Annotated in this window: 16 protein-coding genes (1 of these 16 running past the window's edge); 6 read left to right on the forward strand and 10 right to left on the reverse strand. The window is 62.2% G+C overall.

Annotation, left to right across the window (positions count from 1 at the left end; translation table 11 throughout):
- Nucleotides 1–1,181 carry the 3' portion of a M23 family metallopeptidase gene (locus J5274_RS01410; protein ID WP_142824842.1) on the forward strand. It extends 769 nt beyond the left edge of the window, so the window shows 1,181 of its 1,950 coding nt (coding positions 770–1,950); the start codon falls outside the window, past its left edge; it ends in the stop codon at nucleotides 1,179–1,181.
- A 12-nt stretch (nucleotides 1,182–1,193) separates the two neighbouring features.
- Here the strand turns inward: J5274_RS01410 and J5274_RS01415 are convergent, their stop codons facing one another.
- Both J5274_RS01415 and J5274_RS01420 read right to left on the reverse strand, forming a co-directional pair.
- Entirely contained in the window at nucleotides 1,194–1,412 is a 219-nt protein-coding gene (locus J5274_RS01415; RefSeq protein ID WP_142824841.1) for a 4-oxalocrotonate tautomerase family protein, read from the reverse strand.
- An 83-nt stretch (nucleotides 1,413–1,495) separates the two neighbouring features.
- The gene (locus J5274_RS01420) at nucleotides 1,496–2,236 is read right to left on the reverse strand and encodes an SDR family oxidoreductase (RefSeq protein WP_142824840.1); all 741 of its coding nucleotides are present in this window, start codon (nucleotides 2,234–2,236) and stop codon (nucleotides 1,496–1,498) included.
- Between the two features lie 98 nt (nucleotides 2,237–2,334).
- On the opposite strand from J5274_RS01420, the gene J5274_RS01425 reads away from it, so the two are divergent.
- The 4 genes from J5274_RS01425 (at nucleotide 2,335) to J5274_RS01440 (ending at nucleotide 6,425) form a co-directional block, all read left to right on the forward strand.
- Nucleotides 2,335–3,243 (forward strand): LysR family transcriptional regulator, encoded by a 909-nt coding sequence (locus J5274_RS01425; RefSeq protein ID WP_142824839.1) that lies wholly within the window; start codon nucleotides 2,335–2,337, stop codon nucleotides 3,241–3,243.
- 98 nt (nucleotides 3,244–3,341) lie between these two features.
- Nucleotides 3,342–4,418 carry a histidinol-phosphate transaminase gene (gene hisC, locus J5274_RS01430; RefSeq protein WP_142824838.1) on the forward strand — a complete coding sequence of 359 codons (1,077 nt, stop codon included), beginning with the start codon at nucleotides 3,342–3,344 and terminating at the stop codon, nucleotides 4,416–4,418.
- Between the two features lie 241 nt (nucleotides 4,419–4,659).
- Nucleotides 4,660–5,898 (forward strand): MFS transporter, encoded by a 1,239-nt coding sequence (locus tag J5274_RS01435; RefSeq protein WP_224127907.1) that lies wholly within the window; start codon nucleotides 4,660–4,662, stop codon nucleotides 5,896–5,898.
- Nucleotides 5,899–5,930: 32 nt separating this feature from the next.
- Entirely contained in the window at nucleotides 5,931–6,425 is a 495-nt protein-coding gene (locus J5274_RS01440) for a GNAT family N-acetyltransferase (protein WP_224127905.1), read from the forward strand.
- 46 nt (nucleotides 6,426–6,471) lie between these two features.
- On the opposite strand, the gene J5274_RS01445 is transcribed toward J5274_RS01440, so the two are convergent.
- Together J5274_RS01445 and J5274_RS01450 are read right to left on the reverse strand one after the other, a co-directional pair.
- Nucleotides 6,472–8,406, reverse strand: a complete 1,935-nt coding sequence (locus tag J5274_RS01445; protein ID WP_142824867.1) for a methyl-accepting chemotaxis protein — start codon at nucleotides 8,404–8,406, stop codon at nucleotides 6,472–6,474.
- A 485-nt stretch (nucleotides 8,407–8,891) separates the two neighbouring features.
- On the reverse strand, nucleotides 8,892–9,071 hold the full coding sequence (locus J5274_RS01450; RefSeq protein WP_142824836.1) for a hypothetical protein: 180 nt from the start codon (nucleotides 9,069–9,071) through the stop codon (nucleotides 8,892–8,894).
- 48 nt (nucleotides 9,072–9,119) lie between these two features.
- On the opposite strand from J5274_RS01450, the gene J5274_RS01455 reads away from it, so the two are divergent.
- The gene (locus J5274_RS01455) at nucleotides 9,120–9,332 is read left to right on the forward strand and encodes a hypothetical protein (protein ID WP_142824835.1); all 213 of its coding nucleotides are present in this window, start codon (nucleotides 9,120–9,122) and stop codon (nucleotides 9,330–9,332) included.
- A 16-nt stretch (nucleotides 9,333–9,348) separates the two neighbouring features.
- Here the strand turns inward: J5274_RS01455 and J5274_RS01460 are convergent, their stop codons facing one another.
- From J5274_RS01460 to ptsP, 6 genes are all read right to left on the reverse strand, one after another.
- Nucleotides 9,349–9,717, reverse strand: coding sequence for a nuclear transport factor 2 family protein (locus J5274_RS01460; RefSeq protein ID WP_142824834.1), 369 nt, complete (start codon nucleotides 9,715–9,717; stop codon nucleotides 9,349–9,351).
- 273 nt (nucleotides 9,718–9,990) lie between these two features.
- Complete coding sequence (clpB, locus tag J5274_RS01465) at nucleotides 9,991–12,591, reverse strand: ATP-dependent chaperone ClpB (RefSeq protein WP_142824833.1); 2,601 nt, start codon at nucleotides 12,589–12,591, stop codon at nucleotides 9,991–9,993.
- Between the two features lie 230 nt (nucleotides 12,592–12,821).
- Complete coding sequence (locus tag J5274_RS01470) at nucleotides 12,822–13,694, reverse strand: DUF4167 domain-containing protein (protein ID WP_142824832.1); 873 nt, start codon at nucleotides 13,692–13,694, stop codon at nucleotides 12,822–12,824.
- Between the two features lie 341 nt (nucleotides 13,695–14,035).
- Nucleotides 14,036–14,908 (reverse strand): peptide chain release factor N(5)-glutamine methyltransferase, encoded by an 873-nt coding sequence (gene prmC, locus J5274_RS01475; RefSeq protein ID WP_142824831.1) that lies wholly within the window; start codon nucleotides 14,906–14,908, stop codon nucleotides 14,036–14,038.
- Nucleotides 14,905–15,984, reverse strand: a complete 1,080-nt coding sequence (prfA, locus tag J5274_RS01480) for a peptide chain release factor 1 (protein ID WP_142824830.1) — start codon at nucleotides 15,982–15,984, stop codon at nucleotides 14,905–14,907. The genes prmC and prfA overlap by 4 nt, the downstream gene beginning before the upstream one ends.
- A 390-nt stretch (nucleotides 15,985–16,374) precedes the next feature.
- Nucleotides 16,375–18,642, reverse strand: a complete 2,268-nt coding sequence (ptsP, locus tag J5274_RS01485) for a phosphoenolpyruvate--protein phosphotransferase (protein ID WP_142824829.1) — start codon at nucleotides 18,640–18,642, stop codon at nucleotides 16,375–16,377.
- Nucleotides 18,643–18,675: the final 33 nt, after the last annotated feature.

Consider the following 18,675-nt stretch of genomic DNA (forward strand, 5'->3'; position numbering starts at 1 on the left):
CGGAACAGGTGACGCCGAACACGCCGGAATATGCCGACGACATCATCCCCGTGCGCCAGACGACCGCCATCGAGGCCGCCCTCACCGCTGCCGGCTATCCTCCCGCCGATGCGAGCACGGTCGCCGGCAGCATCGAGCCGCTCTACGGCGCACCGGTCGTCAATGCCGGGGACGTCTTGCGGATCGGCATCCTGCAGACCGGCGAGCGCGCCAAGATTATTCGCGCCAGCCTTTATCATGGCACCAAGCATGCGCTGACCGTTGCGCTCGACGACAGCGGCCATTTCGTCGCCGGCAGCGAACCGCCGCTGCTCGACGCAATCGCCACGGCTTTCGACAACGACACGGCGCCTGTGGCCGCCGGGCGCGACCTGCCGCGCGTCTATGACGGGATCTATCGGGCAGGCCTTGCCTATGGGATGACCCGCGAGATGCTGTCGCAGATCATCAAGCTGCTGGCCAGCAATGTCGATTTCCAGGCGCAGCTGAAACCGACTGACATGCTCGAAGCCTTCTTCTCCGTCGTCAACGGCAAGGGCCAGGCGACGTCGGATTCGGAACTGCTCTACGTCAACGCCCGGTTCGGCGACACGGTCACCCGTTTCTACCGTTTCGAGGACCCGGACGACCATTCGATCGACTATTTCAACGAGGACGGCAAAAGCATCCGCCAGTTCCTGCTGCGCAACCCGGTGCCGACAGGCGTCTTTACCTCGGGCTTCGGCATGCGCCGCCATCCGATCCTCGGCTTTGCCCGCATGCACACCGGCGTCGACTGGGCCGGCCCGCGCGGCACGCCGATCATCGCCGCCGGCAACGGTATCGTCGAGAAGGCCGGCTGGGATTCCGGCGGCTTCGGCAACCAGACGCTGATCCGCCACGCCAACGGCTATGTCTCTTCCTACAATCACCAGAGCGCCATCGCCAAGGGCGTCGTGCCCGGCGCAAAGGTGGTGCAGGGCCAGGTAATCGGCTTCATCGGCTCGACCGGCATGGCAACCGGCGCCCATCTGCACTACGAGCTGATCGTCAACGGCACCAAGGTCGATCCGCTGCGCATCCGCCTTCCCGGCGGCAAATCTCTGGACGGCACTGCACTCGCAAAATTCGAGGACGAGCGCAAGCGCATCGACACCCTGCTGTCGGACGAAAAGGCCAAGCAGGTGGCAAGCCGCGGCTAGGTTGCCGGAGCGTCAGGCCGGCTCCTCGGCCCGATAGGCTTGCGGAATGACGAAGACCTCGTCGGCACGACCATAACCGCCGTCTGGCACGGTCTCGATCAGCACCATGGTGTGCGGTCGGGCCGCTTCGCTGAGATAGGCGACCAGCAGGTCCGTGGTCCGATGGATCAGTTCTTCCTTCTGGGCTTTGGAGAGAGCGCCTTCGGGCAGCTTGAAATTGGCAAACGGCATAGGGATTCCCTTGGATTGGAGACGGATTGGCGGCTGGCCTGGCCCGGTTGAGCCGAGACATGGCCAGCACGCATTCGCAATGTTCAGATCGCGCCGCCATTGGCGCGGATGACCTGGCCGTTGACCCAGCCGCTATCGGGGCCGGACAGGAACGAGACGAGGCCGGCGATGTCGTCGGGCTGGCCGAGCCGCCCGAGAGGGATCGTGCCGGCGATGGCCTTGACCAGCGCGTCGCTTTTGCCCGTCATGAAGAGATCGGTCTCGACTGGCCCGGGCGCCACGGCATTGACGGTAATGCCCTTGGGTCCGAGCTCCTTGGCAAGAATGTGGGTCATTGCCTCGACCGCTGCCTTGGTGGCGGCGTAGATTGCGTAATTCGGCTGGTAGAGACCGACGACGCTCGACGAGAAGCTGACGATCCGGCCGCCTTCTCGCAGTCGCCGTGCCGCCTCGCGCATGCCGCGGAAAACGCCGCCGATATTGACCGACACCATCCGCTCGAACGCGGCGTCGTCGACGTCGGCAAGCGGAGACAGCGACATGATGCCGGCATTGTTGACGAGGATGTCGACCTTGCCGAATTCCTGTTCAGCGGCATCGAACAGGGTGCTCATGCAATCTGCTGCGCCAATATCGGCGCCGACCGCGATTGCCCGGCCGCCGGCAGCAGCGATCGTGGCGACGACCTCGTCCGCAGCCTGGCGACCGCTGGCATAATTGACGACGACGGCGATACCATCGCGGGCCAGCCGCCGGGCGATGGCGGCGCCGATACCCTTGGAAGCACCGGTAATGATGGCGGTGCGGGAATGTTGATCTGTCATGTTGATCTCCTTCTGATGAGGAGACCAATACGCCGATGCCAGAATAGAACAATCACCGCTAATTTGACATCTCTATTCGGCTGTGATGAACAAGCTGAATGGATCGCCTGGATCGCCTGCAATTGTTCGTCCGCATTGTCGAGCGCCGCAGCTTCACCGCTGCGGCAGCCGATAGCGGTCTTGCACGCTCGACGGCGACCGAGGCGATCAAGCAGCTGGAAGCCGATATCGGCGCGAGATTGCTGGAGCGCTCCACACGTCATGTGATGCCGACGCTGGACGGCGAGGCTTTTTACCACCGCTGCCTGTCTATCCTGGCGGATGTCGAGGCGGCGGAAAACGCCTTTCGTGACGATCGTCCGCGCGGCCTGTTGCGTATCGACGCCAATGCGCAGGTCACCCGCACCTTTCTTTTGCCGCACCTGCCGGAATTCCTGGAGCGCTACCCGCTGATCGACCTGCATCTGGGACAGGGAGACCGGCTGGTCGATCTGCTGCGCGACGGTGTCGATTGCGTCATTCGCGCCGGCGAACCTTCCGACAGCGGCATGATCATGCGCCGGCTTGCCCTCGTCGAGGAGGTCACCTGCGCCAGCCCGGCCTATCTCGAGGCGCACGGAGTGCCGACCTCGCCGGACGGGCTGGACGGCCACGTGATGATCGGCTTCCTTTCGTCCCGGTCCGGCGAAGTCCTGCCGCTCGAATTTACCGTCGCTGGCAAGAGGCGCGATATCCACCTGCCGACCCGGGTGACCACCAACAGTTCCGATACCATGCATGAACTTGCCCGCATGGGACTGGGCCTGGTACAGGCGCCGCGCTATCGCTTCCGACAGGATTTCGAAGAGGGCGTGCTGGTCGAGGTGCTGAAGGACTTCTCCCCGAGCCCGACGCCCTATTTCGCGCTCTACCCGCAAAACCGCCAGCTGGCGCCAAGGCTGCGCGTCTTTCTCGCCTGGGCGACAGCAATTTTTGCGGAAGCAAAACTGTCTCGCGAAACTGACTGACGCATCCCGCCCGCTCCTGTCGGACGAACGGCGGGCATTGCGTTGCTTTGAGGGACGGAGTTTGCAAGATTGGCGCCATAGTCACCCAGGGAAAACACATGAGCCGCTTCTGGAGCCCCATCGTCTCGACATTGACGCCCTATGTTGCCGGCGAACAATCGAAGATCCCCGGCCTGGTCAAACTGAACGCCAACGAAAGCGCCTATGGGCCTTCGCCTGAGGTGGCGGCGGCAATTGCCGCGCAGCTGGACGGTTCGTTGCGGCTCTATCCCGATCCGACATCCCGCCGCCTGCGCACCGCGATTGCCGATAGCTACGGTTTCGAGCCCGACCGGGTGTTTGTCGGCAATGGCTCCGACGAGGTGCTGGCGCATGTCTTCAAGGCGCTTTTGAAACACGATGCGCCGCTGCTCTTTCCGGACATCACCTACAGCTTCTACACCACCTACTGCCGGCTGTTCGACGTGCCCTATCGCGAAATTCCGCTCGATGAGGCCATGTCGGTGCGGATCGACGACTTCCGGCAAGCCTGCGGCGCGATCATCCTGCCCAACCCGAACGCACCCACCGGTACCGCCCTGCCGCTGGGCGAAATCGAGAGGCTGCTGCTCGAGCACCCCGATCAGGTGGTGGTAATCGACGAAGCCTATGTGGATTTCGGCGGCGACAGCGCGGTGCCGCTGGTCGAGCGCTATCCGAACCTGCTGGTCGTCCAGACCTTTTCGAAATCCCGCAGCCTTGCCGGCCTTCGCGTCGGCTTTGCGATCGGCCAGAGACCGCTGATCGATGCGCTGGAACGGGTGCGCGACAGCTTCAACTCTTACCCGCTCGACCGGCTGGCGGAGGCCGGCGCCATCGCAGCCTGGGAAGACCGGGCATGGTTCGACAAACACCGAGCCATGATCGTCGCCAGCCGCGAGCGTCTGGCTGCGGCGTTGCGCGCGCTTGACTTCGATGTGCTTCCATCCTCGGCCAACTTCCTGTTCGTCACGCATCCGACGCGCACGGCAAGCGATCTTCTCGCCGAACTCAGGCAAAGATCCCTGCTCGTCCGGCATTTTGCAAAGCCCCGCATCAAAAACTACCTGCGCATCACGATCGGCACCGATGCCGAATGCGAGCGTTTGGTGAAGGCGCTGAACGAGATCCTGTCAGAACCACCCGTTGATCGGTAGCGGCGGTCATCCATACCTTGGAAATGCGCCCCGTTGACGATCTCAGGATTTATGCCTAGCTTGGCCGTCATGAAAGCTGCGACGTTTTTTCAGGTGGTGAGTGCGCGCATGGGCAGGATGGCATAGCCATCCGGCGGAAGCACCCATGCGCGACGAACAGGCTCCCGACGGGGCCTTTTTTTATGCCTCAAATCTGGCTGAGCCCCGTCGATCCCTTTCATCCCACCGACAGGACCGAACGATGATAGCCGCATCTCCGGACAACACGCTCAGACACCCGTCTGCATCTGCTACTGCCAGCCAGACGCCCGCCCCACCTCCGCTGCTCTCGCTGATCTTGCTGACGGCGCTCTCGGTTGTGCCAGTCAACATGATCCTGCCGTCGCTGCCGCACATCGCCGCCGAGTTTCACGCCAGTTCCGCCGTCGTCAGCCTTTCCGTTGCCGGCTATGCTGTTGTCACGGCTTTAATCGAGATCGTTTCCGGTGCAATCTCGGATCGATACGGACGGAGGCCCGTCGCCCTGACGGCCATCGTTGTCTTCATCTCGGCATCGATCGGTTGCGCCGTCTCCACGGATATCGTCGCCTTCATGATTTTCAGGGCTCTGCAGGCATCGATAGCCGCCTGCTTTTCGATAGCCCTCGTCATCATCAAGGAGACCTCGGGCGGACATGCGACAGCCAGCCGGTTTGGTTACCTCGCGATGGGATGGGCCCTTGCTCCGATGCTCGCACCCGTCGTCGGGGGTTCGCTGGATGCGGCCTTCGGATGGCGGGCGATCTTCATCACGCTGGCAACGGCCGGTACCGCCGTCCTCATCCTCAGCCTTGTGACGCTGCCAGAAACCGCTGACCGAGCCCGCAGGTCGCACAGTAGCGCGGGCGCCTATCTCCGGCTCATCCGTTCGTCCGCATTCTGGTGCTATGCGCTCTGCATGGCGGCATCCATGGGGACGCTCTACCTCTTTCTCGCAGGCGCCCCTGTTGCCCTCGGTCCCTTGCTTGGCGGCTCGACCGCGAAACTGGGCCTCTCCATGGGTATTGTCCCGGCCGGCTTTATGCTCGGCAGCTTGCTTGCTGGTCGTTACGCTTCGAGAATGTCGCTCGGCACCGTCCTCGTCACGGCGCGGACGCTGACCTGTACCGGCCTGCTGCTCGGTCTCGGCCTTGCGCTCATGGACGCGGGCAACGCTTTTGCGCTTTTCGGGCCCTGCATGTTCATCGGCATCGGCAACGGGCTGACCATGCCCGCCGCCAACAGCGGCGTGCTTTCCGCCCATCCCGACCATGCCGGAACCGCGGCAGGATTGGCGGCCGCCCTCAGCATCGGCGGCGGTGCTCTGATTGTCTCGCTCGGCGGCCCGTTTATCGCAGGCGCCAGTGCCATCCCGCTGTTCTTTGCCGTCATGCTCGTCCCCGCAGGCCTGGCGCTGCTGGCCGCAATCTGCGCCGCATTTCTCGGAGCGAGGGTAGAGTGAATAAAATGGAGAACCGAAGGGAGAATGACAGAATGCAAATATTGCGCCTCAAAGACAATCCAGCCTTCGCAGATACGGTTGCCGATCGCAGCTGGAACGCCTGGTGGACGGAGACGGGGGTCACTCTGGCGCAATATCGCGCCCACCTGGACCCTATGATCGAGAACGACGGCATTCCCTTTTGCCTCGTCGCCGAAGAGGACGGCATCTATCTGGGCTCGGTGCTGATGATTGAAAACGACCTGGATGCACGCCCGGACTATACACCGTGGATCGCGGCTTTATGGGTCGAGCCGCATGCAAGAAAACGAGGGGTCGCCACGCGGCTGATCGTCGCCGCGCGGGCGCAAGCTGCGAAATGGGGGAAATATAACTGCTATCTCTGCGCAACGCCGGAGATGGACAGCTTTTACCTCGGGCAGGGCTTCGAGCAGATCGAGACGGATGTCTCCGGACTGAATATCTTCCGGATCGAGCTTTCAGACCGGCCGGCGAGATCGCCTCGCGGCCGCATCTCGCCTCGGTGATCCAGCCGGTCGGCCCTCTCAGGCCTTCCGGCTGTTCGTCGTCTGATCAGAACTCTTCCCAGCTTTCCTTGACGGCGGCATTGCCGGCGGAGAAAGCCTTGGCTACCTGGCCTGCAAGACGGCGGGCGGGCGATGGGACCGGCCGATGTGCCGGGGCAGCCGCCATGGCACGGGGCGCATGACCGGAGGTGCTGCCGAGCTGGAACTGTGAAATGAGCTCCCGCAATTTGCCGCTTTCGCTGGCAAGCGTCGCGCCCGCAGCACTCGTTTCCTCGACCATCGCGGCGTTCTGCTGGGTCACCTGGTCCATCTGGTTGACGGCGGTGTTCACCTCGCCCAGACCGACCGACTGTTCGCGCGCCGAAGTGGCAATCGAGTCCATGTGCTGGTTGACGGTGACGATATAGCCTTCGATCGTCCGCAGCGCGTTGCCGGTATCGCTGACAAGCTTGACGCCGCTCTGAACATCGGTGCTCGAGTTGCGGATCAGGTCCTTGATTTCCTTGGCAGCCTTGGCCGACCGCTGGGCGAGTTCGCGGACCTCCTGGGCGACGACGGCAAATCCCTTGCCTGCCTCGCCGGCACGGGCGGCTTCGACGCCGGCGTTCAAGGCAAGCAGGTTGGTCTGGAAGGCGATTTCATCGATAACGCCGATGATGTTGGAGATCTCGTTCGACGATTGCTCGATCTTCTGCATCGCCTCGACGGCATTCGCAACGACTTTGCCGGACTGGGCAGCGCTTTCATTTGCCAGCATGGCAATCTGGCGGGCTTCTTCGGCACGCTTCGAAGAATTACTGACATTGACGGTGATCTGGTCGAGGGCAGCGGCCGTTTCTTCCAGCGAAGCCGCCTGTTGCTCCGTGCGCTTGGACAGGTCGTCGGCGCTGACGCTGACTTCGCGACTGCCGGTATCGATCCCGCTCGTTGCCTGCGCCACAGCCCGCAAGGTTTCGGCAAGCTGCTGGACTGCGGCGTTGAAGTCTTCCCGGAGGCTTTCGAACTCGGGAGCGAACTTGCTGGCAAGCTGAAAGGTCAGGTCGCCGCTGGCAAGGTGCTTCAGGCCTTCGCCGAGCCCGGATGTCGCCTCGGCCATGGATTCAGCCTTGATGCGCTCGGCTTCACTGCTCTTGCGGCGTTCCTGTTCGGTCAGGCTGCGATTGGTATCAGCATCCTGTGCGAGCCGGATGCGCTCGATGGCATTCTCCTGGAAGACACCGACGGCAGCGGCCATCTGGCCGATTTCGTCCTTGCGGCCGATACCGGGAACGACCACGCCGGTTTCTCCGTTGGCAATACGCGTCATCGTCGCATTGATGCCGGAAACCGGGCGAACCAGACCGAGGTTCAGGAGATACATGCCGAGTACAGCGACGAACAGCATTGCGCCGCCGCCGACATAAATGGCCATCTGCGCCGTGGACGCAGCATTCTCCGAAAGCGACGCGCGCTTGACGAGGAGAGCCTGCTCGTCTGCCGCCATCTCCTTCACCTTTGCCCGGATACCATCCATGGTTTGCTTGCCAGCGCCCGAAATCTCGATCTGGCGGGCCTGCTCATAGGTCGCGGGATCTTTCACCAGCACGGTTTCCGGCTCGACCACCTTTTGCGTCCAGGTCTTCACCAATGTGTCGAGATCGTCGAGACGCCGTTGCTGGACAGGATTATCGGAGGTGAGAGCCCGGAGCTGCGCCAGATTGTCTGCATAGGCTGCGGCACCGGCCTTCTGGGGTTCCAGGAAGTTGGGGTTCGAGGAGATCACATAGCCGCGCATGCCGGTTTCCTGATCCACCATGGCAGCGACGACACCCTCGAGCCGGGCCAGAACCTTGTAGGTATGCTCGGTCCAGCCCGAGGCCTGCTGCTGAGTCGCAATCGAATTTCCGCTGATCGCACTGACGGCGACATTGATGGCCATCAGCACCACAAGGGTGACTGAGATTTTGTAGAGTATCTTGAGGTTGTTGAAGTACGTCAGCATCGGGTCGGTATCCTCTGGCGGTTCAGTGGCGTTTTCACGCGTTCGATTGTTGGTGAAAGTCGATCCATCCCCACGGAGATCGTCCGGCACGGCGTTTGAAACGATCTTCAGCCCCACCGCATTGCCGCCGAAGCACAGAAAATCCGCATCCTGATTCCCGCGCGCACGGCAGCAGGCGGCGCTTGCAGAAGCGCGCAAATAACAATCTGGATTTAGAAGAAGAAATCGGGTGCGGCGGAGACGATGTAGAGATGAAGGGGAGATTTATCCGATTACAAGGGATCATGCCGCAAATCAGCAGCATGGCTCCCGGCAAGAGGCGACATCATGTCATCTCGACTGGCGTGTCCGGTAATTGCAGAAACTAGGAGGCATTGGTTAATTTACGCTAAATTCTAAGTTTAAAACAATTAACGGGCTATTTTTGTATTTAGGACTTGGCGATGACGGGCAGGGTGCGAAGAGGAATAGGCCAGGTAGAGCGCTCAGCACCCCTTGCCTCCACCACCCAAAGACAAAAGCGCAAGCCTCGTGGTCAACTCGCTGCGCGCTTTTTCGCAGAACTTCAGCATGACCTTGAACTCAGACAACAGCGTGCTCAACGGCTTCAGCTGGCCGCCGACGGAAAAGCGAGCGCGACCGCGCGGCTTGCCGGGGAATTTCAATCCACTACTTCCCTGCTTCATACCACTGACGCGTGAGGATAGAGCCCCATGACAAGCTCTCGTAAGGATCTGTTTTTTGCCCTGGCGATGATCGTTGCCGGCACAGCAGCATTTTTCCTCTTTCTCTACCTCGCCGGTATCGATCCCGATGAACAATCAATCGGCGCGATGGAATGGGTCATAGGCGGTATCCTCATCGGACCAGGCTTTAGTTATCTGCTCAGGTGGAGTAGCAAGCGGGGTAAGATCAAGGACCGTTAGACCCAAATCCGCTCGATCACTGTGGAAAGCGGCTGAGGTGCTCGTGGACGATCTTCCATTGCGCGTAGTCTTTTCTCAAGATGGTAGTGCCGCGTCCGTCGCCTTCATATATTTTCCCATCAATCTCGGCCCTCCAACGGAAGCGGTATATGCAGCTCGCAGCGTTATCGGTGACCGCAATCCAGTCGACGTCCTCAAGCCAGTATGTCTCGTTTTGAAGCTTGCGCCACGTTTCTTCGAACGCAGCCCTTATTGCGTCAATTCCGCAGTGGATACCGTCGGTAAACCAGAAGACCGCGTCCGCCGATATGAGCGGGGCGACTTCATCGAAGCGCCGCAGGTTAACTTTCGTTTCATAGAGTTTCATGAGTTCCTGAGGCTGCATTCGACGCTCTTTTCGTATCGGCTGGCATTCCGAAGTTTGTGGCCGCATGGGGTATTTTGCCATGGCACATTCATCCGGAACAAGCCGGTCGGAAATTTTGCATCTGCCCGAAAAGGATGGACTTCAGCCACCGGATTTCTTCGCGTGGAAGCAAGGGGAACGGGCCGATCCTTTGAAGCTTTAGCTGAACGGCTATCTGAACAGGGCGCCTATCCACCTCAAAATAAGGGCCGGCGTTGCCGCCAGCCCCATCTCCTTTTGCACCGCAAACCCTTACGCCGCCTGTGGCACGGTCTCGCGTGGGCGGAACAGGAGGCGGTCGCTTCCGCTGGTGACCTTGACCAGCGAGTTGTCCGGCACCTGCCCCGACAGGATCTGCTCGGCAAGCGGATCCTGGACGTATTTCTGAATCGCCCGTTTCAGCGGCCGCGCCCCGTAAACCGGATCGTAGCCCTTGTCGGCCAGCCAGCTGCGTGCATCGTCGTCGAGTTCCAGCGTGATCTTGCGCTCGGAAAGCAGCGTGATCAGCCGCTTCAGCTGGATGTCGACGATTGCTCCCATCTCACTCCGCTTCAGGCGGTGGAACAGGATGATCTCGTCGATCCGGTTGAGGAATTCCGGCCGGAAATGGCTGCGGACCTCGCCCATGACCGGTTCGCGCACCGCCTCGCTGTCATCGTTCTCGCCCAGCTTGGTCAAATAGTCGGAGCCAAGGTTCGACGTCATGATGATCATCGTGTTGCGGAAATCGACCGTCCGGCCCTGCCCGTCCGTCAGGCGTCCGTCGTCCAGCACCTGCAGCAGCACGTTGAAGACGTCGGGATGGGCCTTCTCGATCTCGTCGAACAGCACGACCTGATAAGGACGGCGACGGACGGCTTCGGTCAGCGACCCGCCTTCATCGTAGCCGACATAGCCGGGAGGGGCACCGATCAGCCGGGATACGGAGTGTTTCTCCATATATTCCGACATATCCATGCGCACCATGGCGCTGTCGTCGTCGAACAGGAAGCGGGCCAGTGCCTTTGTCAGCTCCGTCTTGCCGACGCCGGTCGGCCCGAGGAAGATGAACGAGCCAAGCGGCCGGTTCGGATCCTGCAGACCGGCGCGGGCGCGGCGCACGGCACGCGAAACGGCTTGCACTGCATCGCCCTGCCCGACCACCGATTTCGCCAGCTCGTCTTCCATGCGGAGCAGCTTGTCCTTGTCACCTTCGAGCATCTTTTCGGTCGGGATGCCGGTCCAGCGCGAGACGATATGGGCGATGTTGTCGGCGGTCACCACCTCCTGAACCATCGCATTCTGCGTGTGATCCTGGGCTTCGGCCTCCGTCAGGTCCTTTTCAAGACCGGGGATGACGCCATAGGCAAGCTCGCCGGCGCGCTGGAATTCACCTTTGCGCTGGGCAATCGCCAGTTCGTTGCGGGCTTCATCGAGCTGCTTCTTGAGGTCCGCGGCAAGGCCGAGCTTGGACTTTTCCGCCTGCCAGCGAGCCGTCAGCGCATCGGCCTGCTCCTCGAGGTTGGTGAGCTCCGTTTCGAGCCGCACCAGCCGGTCGGCCGAGGCCACGTCGGTTTCCTTTTTCAGCGCCTCGCGCTCGATCTTCAGCTGGATGACGCGACGATCGAGTTCGTCCAGTTCCTCCGGCTTGGAATCCACCTGCATGCGCAGCCGCGCTGCCGCCTCGTCCATCAGATCGATGGCCTTGTCGGGCAGGAAGCGGTCCGTGATGTAGCGGTTCGACAGGGTCGCTGCCGCCACCAGAGCGGCGTCGGCTATGCGCACCTTGTGATGCTGCTCGTATTTCTCCTTGAGCCCGCGCAGGATCGAGATGGTGTCCTCGACCGTAGGCTCGCTGACCATGACCGGCTGGAAACGACGGGCCAGCGCCGGGTCCTTCTCGACATGCTTGCGATATTCGTCGAGCGTCGTAGCACCGACGCAATGCAGCTCGCCGCGTGCCAGCGCCGGCTTCAGGAGGTTGGAAGCGTCCATGGCCCCATCGCCCTTGCCGGCACCGACCAGCGTGTGCATCTCGTCGATGAACAGGATGATCTCGCCGTTTTCCGACTGCACCTCGTTGAGCACAGCCTTCAGCCGCTCCTCGAATTCACCTCGGAATTTCGCACCGGCAATCAGCGCGCCCATGTCGAGCGCCATCAGCTTCTTTTCCTTCAGCGATTCCGGCACGTCGCCGTTGACGATGCGTAGCGCAAGGCCTTCGACGATCGCCGTCTTGCCGACGCCGGGCTCGCCGATCAGCACCGGATTGTTCTTGGTGCGACGCGACAGCACCTGGATCGTGCGACGGATTTCGTCGTCACGGCCGATGACAGGATCGAGACGGCCTTCGCGCGCCTCGGCAGTCAGATCGCGCGCATATTTCTTCAGCGCCTCGTAGCCGTTCTCGGCATTCGAAGAATCAGCGGTACGGCCCTTGCGGATCTCGTCGATAGCCTTGTTGAGACCGATAGGCGTCACACCGGCATTCTTCAGCGTCGTCGATGTCGAGGCGCTCGATTCCATCGCCAGCGCCTGCAGCAGACGCTCGACGGTGACGAAACTGTCGCCTGCCTTCTTGGCAAGATCCTCGGCAGTCGTGAACACCTTGGCCAGCGGCTGCGCCAGGTAGACCTGGCCATTGCCACCCGAAACCTTCGGAATTTTCGCCAGGGCCGCATCGTTGGCAAGCTTGGCCGCCTTGGGATCGCCGCCCGCACGCTGGATCAGCGAGGCAGCCATGCCCTGGTCGTCGTCGAGAAGAACCTTGAGCACATGCTCGGCGGTGAACTGCTGGTGATCCTGACCGAGTGCGTTGGTCTGGGCAGACTGCAGAAAGCCGCGCAGCCGTTCAGAGTATTTTTCGATATCCATCTTAGAACCTCCATGGATCGCCCTGCCCGCTTTTCGGCACAGAACGAGAGTGAGAGAAGACCCCCTGAAAAGGCAGATCCCGGTGCCGCATCCGTCAGGGACAGTGCCGCAGCCGAAGAACATATGGGTGGGAAATTACGCTGTTTAAAGGGTGCTGAAAACGAAAATACCCCGGATGAACCGGGGTATCTTGATGTGTATCAATTCAATGTGCGAAGTGGCGAAAATGCCTATTCGGAGCCGACATCCGCAAGGTTCGGGGCGTCGTTGCCACCTTCGCCGGGAGCATCGCTATCGGTGAGGCGCGGGCGGCGCGGACGGCCAGCAGCGCGACGACGCGGCTGGCGCGGCTCCTCGGTGCCCTGGGCTTCCTCGATGGCAACTTCCGCTGGCGTGCCGACGATTTCGGGCTGAGGGCCGGTACCGTCGTTGACGGGAGCGGGAGCTGCGGCCGGCGTACGTGGCGTGTAGACGCGCGGTGTGCGTGGCTGGCGCGGCGCCCGCTGGGCTTCGGCCTGCGGCTGGGGCTGATCGCCCTCGCCAGGCGTTGCATCCTGCTGGACCGGAGCCGGCTGCGGCGCCGGGCTCGGCTGCTGGCTGGCGACGGGACCGTGGGCCGGTTGCTGCGGCATCGACTGCTGCGGCGCATTGCGGCTCTGCATCGAAGGCGCGATCATTGGCTGATCGTCCATCTCGTTGCCGTCCATGTCGTCCATGTCGCGCTCGTTGCCGTCGCGATCATTGAAATCCTGCCTATCTTCGCGCTGGAAGCGTTCCTGCATCTGCGCCTGTGCGGCTGCGATGATGCGGTAATAGTGCTCAGCGTGCTGAAGATAGTTTTCCGCCATGACGCGGTCGCCGGAAGAGTGGGAATCGCGAGCCAGTGTCGAGTATTTCTCAGCGATGTGCTGGGCGGTACCGCGGATCTTCACATCGGGACCAGAACTATCGTAAGTCCGGGTCAGGGGGTTCGATCCCTTCCGATTGAAGTTGTTGTTCTGGCTGTTATTGCTGCTGCTGCCGCTGCTGGGGTTTCCGCCGCCGCTGCCGCCGCCGTTGTTGCCACGCCCTCGACCGCGCTTGTTCTGCTGTCCTGGCCTCATAGATCCTTCACCTGAATTCTCTTGTTGTGATAATTGCGCGCGGCACCCTGCCGCCATGGCCGGACAAACCGAGCCAGGGCCTGCGTGCCGCAAGCAGATCGGGTCTAACCCCCGTCTGCCGCTCGACTACGTCAGATTAACTGAATCACGCATCGGGTACGTTCAACCTTCAACACTCTTTCAAGAGAGCGGACCCCTGAGGCTGACCGGAACCCGAACGAATCTCCCATTCGTTTCCGGCTGCCCAACGCGTGAGCGCAACCTATATTGCTTCCCGGCTAAATCCAAGTCCTTTTCTTTAACAGCATAATAAAGTAGGAAAGACTTGTATTTTCAGCGCGTTATATACCTTTTGCGAAGATCAGGGCACGGTCGTTGTGACCATAATCGCGCGCTGCCTCTATCAATCTGAACCCCGAGCCCTCGAACAAGGCGGTGACTGTCGGGCGCTGGTCATAACCGATTTCGAGACCGAGCACGCCGTCGTCGTGAAGAAATTGCGCAGCGTCCGCAGCGATTGCCCGGTAGGCATCAAGACCGTCCCGGCCGCCATCGAGCGCCGCCGTCGGATCGAAATCCCTGACCTCCGGAGCCAGTGTCGGCATAACGTCCGATACGATATAAGGGGGATTTGAGACGATTGCGTGAAACCGTCCCGAAATCGGCGTGAACCAGCTGCCCTCTGCGGTGCGGAACCGGTCGGCAAGGCCATTGCGTTCGGCATTTCCCCTGGCCGTCGCCAGCGCGTCGGCGGAGATGTCGCTGCCCAAACCCGCTGCCTCGCGACATTCATGCAGCAGAGCGAGGCAGATGGCGCCGGTGCCGGTGCCCATGTCGAGAATATCGATGCTCCCGTGCAAGCCGACCAGCCTGCGCAGATGCGGCAGGACGCTGTCCACCAGGATCTCGGTGTCCGCCCGGGGCTCCAGCGTCGCCGGCGACAGGCGCAGCGGCAGGCCGTAGAATTCCCGCTCGCCAAGAATGCGATGCACCGGCTCATGGCGCAAACGACGCGCGATGGCGTCCTCCAGACGCACGACCCCTTCGGCATCCACCGTTTGGTCGGAGCGGGTGACGATCTCGGTGAACGTCAGCCCGAACAGCCCGGATACCAGCACCTTGGCGTCGGCGGCAGGATCGTCGAGGCCCGCCTCCGCAAACCGGCTCCGCGCCGATGCCTGCAATGCGCCGATCGTCGGGCCGGTGTCGCTCACATGCGATCCCCGAGCTGGGCAAGCTGGCTTGCCTGGTGATCGGCACGCAGCGCATCGACGACATCGTCGATCTCGCCTTCCATCATCCGGTCCAGCTTGTAGAGCGTCAGGTTGATGCGGTGGTCGGTGATGCGCCCTTGCGGAAAATTATAGGTGCGGATGCGCTCCGAGCGGTCGCCGGAGCCGACCTGGCTCTTGCGGTCGGCCGAGCGCTCGTTGTCGACCCGCTGGCGCTCCATGTCGTAGAGCCTGGAGCGCAGCACCTGCATCGCCTTGGCGCGGTTCTGATGCTGCGATTTTTCTGAACTGGTGACGACGATGCCAGACGGCATATGGGTGATGCGAACAGCCGAGTCCGTCGTGTTGACGTGCTGGCCGCCGGCGCCCGACGAGCGCATCGTGTCGATGCGGATATCCTGCTCGCGCACTTCGATATCCACCTCTTCGGCCTCGGGCAGCACCGCCACCGTGGCCGCGGAAGTGTGGATGCGGCCGCCGGCCTCGGTGGCCGGTACGCGCTGCACCCGGTGCACCCCGGATTCGAACTTGAGCTTGGAGAAAACGCCCTTGCCGGTGATCGTCGCAATCACTTCCTTGTAGCCGCCCGCTTCGCCGTCGCTCGAGGAGAGAATTTCGACCTTCCAGCCGTTCACCGAGGCGAAACGCTCGTACATGCGGAAAAGGTCGCCGGCAAACAGCGCCGCTTCGGAACCACCGGTCCCGGCACGGATTTCGAGGATGGCGCTCTTCTCGTCGGCGGCATCCTTCGGCAGCAATAGGATCTGTATCTCGGTCTCCAGCGTCTCGATACGCTCGCGCACGCCGGGCAGCTCCATATCGGCCAGGTCGCGCATCTCGCGGTCGACCGTCTTGTCGCCCAGCATCGCTTCGAGATCGGCCCGCTCCGCCGTCGCTTTTTCGTAGTCGCGGATCTTCATGACGACGGGCTGCAGCTCGGAATACTCGGACGCCAGCTTGACGTAGACATCCGCCGCCGGGCCTTCGGACATGCGCGCCTCGATCTCGCCGAACCGGCGCTCCAGCTCACGCATTTTTTCAACAGGTAGTGTAGCCACAGTCGAACTCCGAATTTTTCCAAGGCGCCCTGATGTCAGGCGCCGTCATCCATGGCGATTATCTGGCGGCCAGCCGTTGAACTGCACGCCTCGCCCCCGATCCTTCCTCATTCCTGTGCTTGTCACAGGAATCCAGTGCGCCCAGTCCTAGGCGCGCAAGACCTCCCGATTGCCGAGACAAGTCTTTTCACGACGCAGACGCGCCGTGGCTGGATTCCTGTGACAAGCACAGGAATGAGGGGGAGAGCGTCGCGCCTTCCAGACCCGGGCGAGAGCCAGACCGCGGGAACCAGGTCCCTAGCTTCCCATGCCTGGCCCAGCCCTGAAAGGACGGGCAGAGCGCCTCTTACCTCTTTCCACCGCAGTCAGCAACAGACTGCGCAAGAGCAGCTACAGGGGAATATTATGGGTCAATGCGAACTGCGCAAGGATGTCCCGCACCGAGAGCGTCGGGTTGCGGTCGTCCAAAGCCTCTTCCATGACTGCCGCCAGCGCCCCGACATCGAGACCCAGCAGCATCGCCTTGACCGGCCCGATCGAGGCTGGCGACATCGACACCGAGCGGAAGCCGATGCCCATCAGCGCCATCGCCGAGATCGGCTTGCCGGCAAGCTCGCCACACAGCGTCACCGGTGTCTTGTTGCGCTCGCCGGCGCGCACGATATCCCGCAGGATGCGCAGGAAAGGCCGCCCGAGCGTGTCGAACCGGTCGGACACGCGGGCATTGCCGCGATCGACCGCCATGGAAAACTGGAACAGGTCGTTGGAGCCGACCGAGACGAAATCGACGGCAGCCATGAGCTCGTCGAGCTGCCAGAGCAGCGCCGGGACTTCGAGCATGGCGCCGAACTGCAGCTTCCGCGGCAGCGCATGGCCGAAGCGCGACAGATGGTGCACTTCCTTCTGCAGCAGTTCGCGCACCGCCTTGATCTCGGAAACCTCCGTGACCATCGGCACCATCATCTTCAGTTCGCCGTCGGCGGCAGCCTTCAGCATGGCGCGCAGCTGCGTGCGCAGCAGGCCCGGCCTATCCAGCGAAAGCCGGATGGCGCGCCAGCCGAGTGCCGGATTTTCTTCCTGATGCGCCCGGAAATAGGGCACGACCTTGTCGCCGCCGATATCCAGCGTGCGGAAGGTGACGACGTGATCGCCCGCCTGCTTCAGGACATTGCGGTAGAACATTTCCTGCTCATCGGCCTTCGGCATCGTCGAGGCGATCATGAACTGCAGCTCGGTGCGGAAAAGACCGATGCCTTCGGCGCCGGATTCGGCCAATTGCGGAAGATCGACCAGCAGTCCTGCATTCATCAGCAGCGAGATGCGCTGGCCGTCCCGCGTGACCGGCTCGACGGCACGCAGCGCCCGGAACTGCTCCTGGCGGCGGGCGCGGAACTTGACCTTCTCTTCATAGGACTTCAGGTGATCGGCCATGGGCCGCAGGTGCACGTGGCCCTCGTCGCCATCGATGATGACGGAATCGCCGTTTTCCGCCAGCGCCACGACGCCGGCCGCCTGTCCGACGACCGGAATGCCCATAGCGCGGGCGACGATGACGACATGGCTGGTGACGGCGCTGTCTTCCAGCACTAGGCCGCGAATGTTGTCGCGCGGATAATCGAGCAGCTCGGCGGCTCCCATGGCGCGGGCGAAGATGACTGCGTCGTTGGGAAAACCGTCCGTCGTGTTGCGGCCGGTATGGCCGGTCAGCTGCCGCAGCAGCCGGTTGGCCAGGTCCTCGAAATCGTGCATGCGGTCGCGCAGGTACGGGTCGGTGAGCCGCATCATCCGAGCCTTCGTGTCGCTCTGCACTTTCTCGACCGCAGCCTCGGCCGTCAGGCCGTTGCGGATCGCCTCCTCGAGCTTGCGAACCCAGCCCTGGTCGTGGGCGAACATACGGTAGGTTTCCAGCACCTCGCGGTGCTCTCCTTCCATCGACACGTCGCGACGCGACAGCATGTCGTCGATGGAAATGCGCAAGGAGCCGAGGGCATCGGCCATGCGCGAGATTTCGTGGTCGGTGTCTTCGTTGAGCAGGTTGGTGACGACGACGCGCGGCTCGTGCAGCACGACATAGCCAAGGCCGATGCCTTCATTGTAGCTGTCGCCGTCGATGGTGACCGAGCGGGTCAGGTCGAGTTCGAGGCCGGGCTTCGAGATCTTCTTCAGATCGCCGGTGGCGATCATCTCGGCCAGCACCATGGCCGTCGTCTCGAGCGCTTCAAGCTCCTCGTCGCGGTAGGTGCGGCTGGCCTTGTTCTGCACGACGAGAACGCCGAGCGACCGGCCGGCGCGCAGGATCGGCACACCGAGGAAGGAATGGTAGATCTCTTCTCCGGTTTCCGGCAGATACCGGAAGGCCGGGTGCGACTGGGCGTCGGAGAGATTGAGCGATTGCGCCGAGGCGGCGATGGTGCCGACCAGGCCCTGGCCCATCTTCAACTGCGCCAGATGGACGGAATCCTTGTTGAGACCTTCGGTGGCATAGAGCTCGAGCACGCCGTCGGCGCGCAGCACGTAGACCGAGCACACCTCCGCCACCATGTTGCTGGCGATCTGACGAACGATCCGGTCAAGGCGATCCTGCGGTTCAAGCGGCTCCGCCATCAGCTCGCGCAGCCGCTTGAGCAGGACGCGCGGACCGCCGGAAAGGTCTCTCATTGCGTCACGCTCCCGAAAATCATGTCCACGCTG

It is taken from the genome of Rhizobium sp. L51/94, from assembly GCF_019355555.1.
Lineage (GTDB): Bacteria > Pseudomonadota > Alphaproteobacteria > Rhizobiales > Rhizobiaceae > Rhizobium > Rhizobium rhododendri.

Coding starts and splice junctions, on each gene's coding strand:
- J5274_RS01415 (WP_142824841.1), bottom strand. CDS start 1,412: ATGCCGTTTGCCAATTTCAAGCTGCCCGAAGGCGCTCTCTCCAAAGCC.
- J5274_RS01420 (WP_142824840.1), bottom strand. CDS start 2,236: ATGACAGATCAACATTCCCGCACCGCCATCATTACCGGTGCTTCCAAG.
- J5274_RS01425 (WP_142824839.1), top strand. CDS start 2,335: ATGGATCGCCTGGATCGCCTGCAATTGTTCGTCCGCATTGTCGAGCGC.
- hisC (WP_142824838.1), top strand. CDS start 3,342: ATGAGCCGCTTCTGGAGCCCCATCGTCTCGACATTGACGCCCTATGTT.
- J5274_RS01435 (WP_224127907.1), top strand. CDS start 4,660: ATGATAGCCGCATCTCCGGACAACACGCTCAGACACCCGTCTGCATCT.
- J5274_RS01440 (WP_224127905.1), top strand. CDS start 5,931: ATGCAAATATTGCGCCTCAAAGACAATCCAGCCTTCGCAGATACGGTT.
- J5274_RS01445 (WP_142824867.1), bottom strand. CDS start 8,406: ATGCTGACGTACTTCAACAACCTCAAGATACTCTACAAAATCTCAGTC.
- J5274_RS01455 (WP_142824835.1), top strand. CDS start 9,120: ATGACAAGCTCTCGTAAGGATCTGTTTTTTGCCCTGGCGATGATCGTT.
- J5274_RS01460 (WP_142824834.1), bottom strand. CDS start 9,717: ATGCAGCCTCAGGAACTCATGAAACTCTATGAAACGAAAGTTAACCTG.
- clpB (WP_142824833.1), bottom strand. CDS start 12,591: ATGGATATCGAAAAATACTCTGAACGGCTGCGCGGCTTTCTGCAGTCT.
- J5274_RS01470 (WP_142824832.1), bottom strand. CDS start 13,694: ATGAGGCCAGGACAGCAGAACAAGCGCGGTCGAGGGCGTGGCAACAAC.
- ptsP (WP_142824829.1), bottom strand. CDS start 18,642: ATGAGAGACCTTTCCGGCGGTCCGCGCGTCCTGCTCAAGCGGCTGCGC.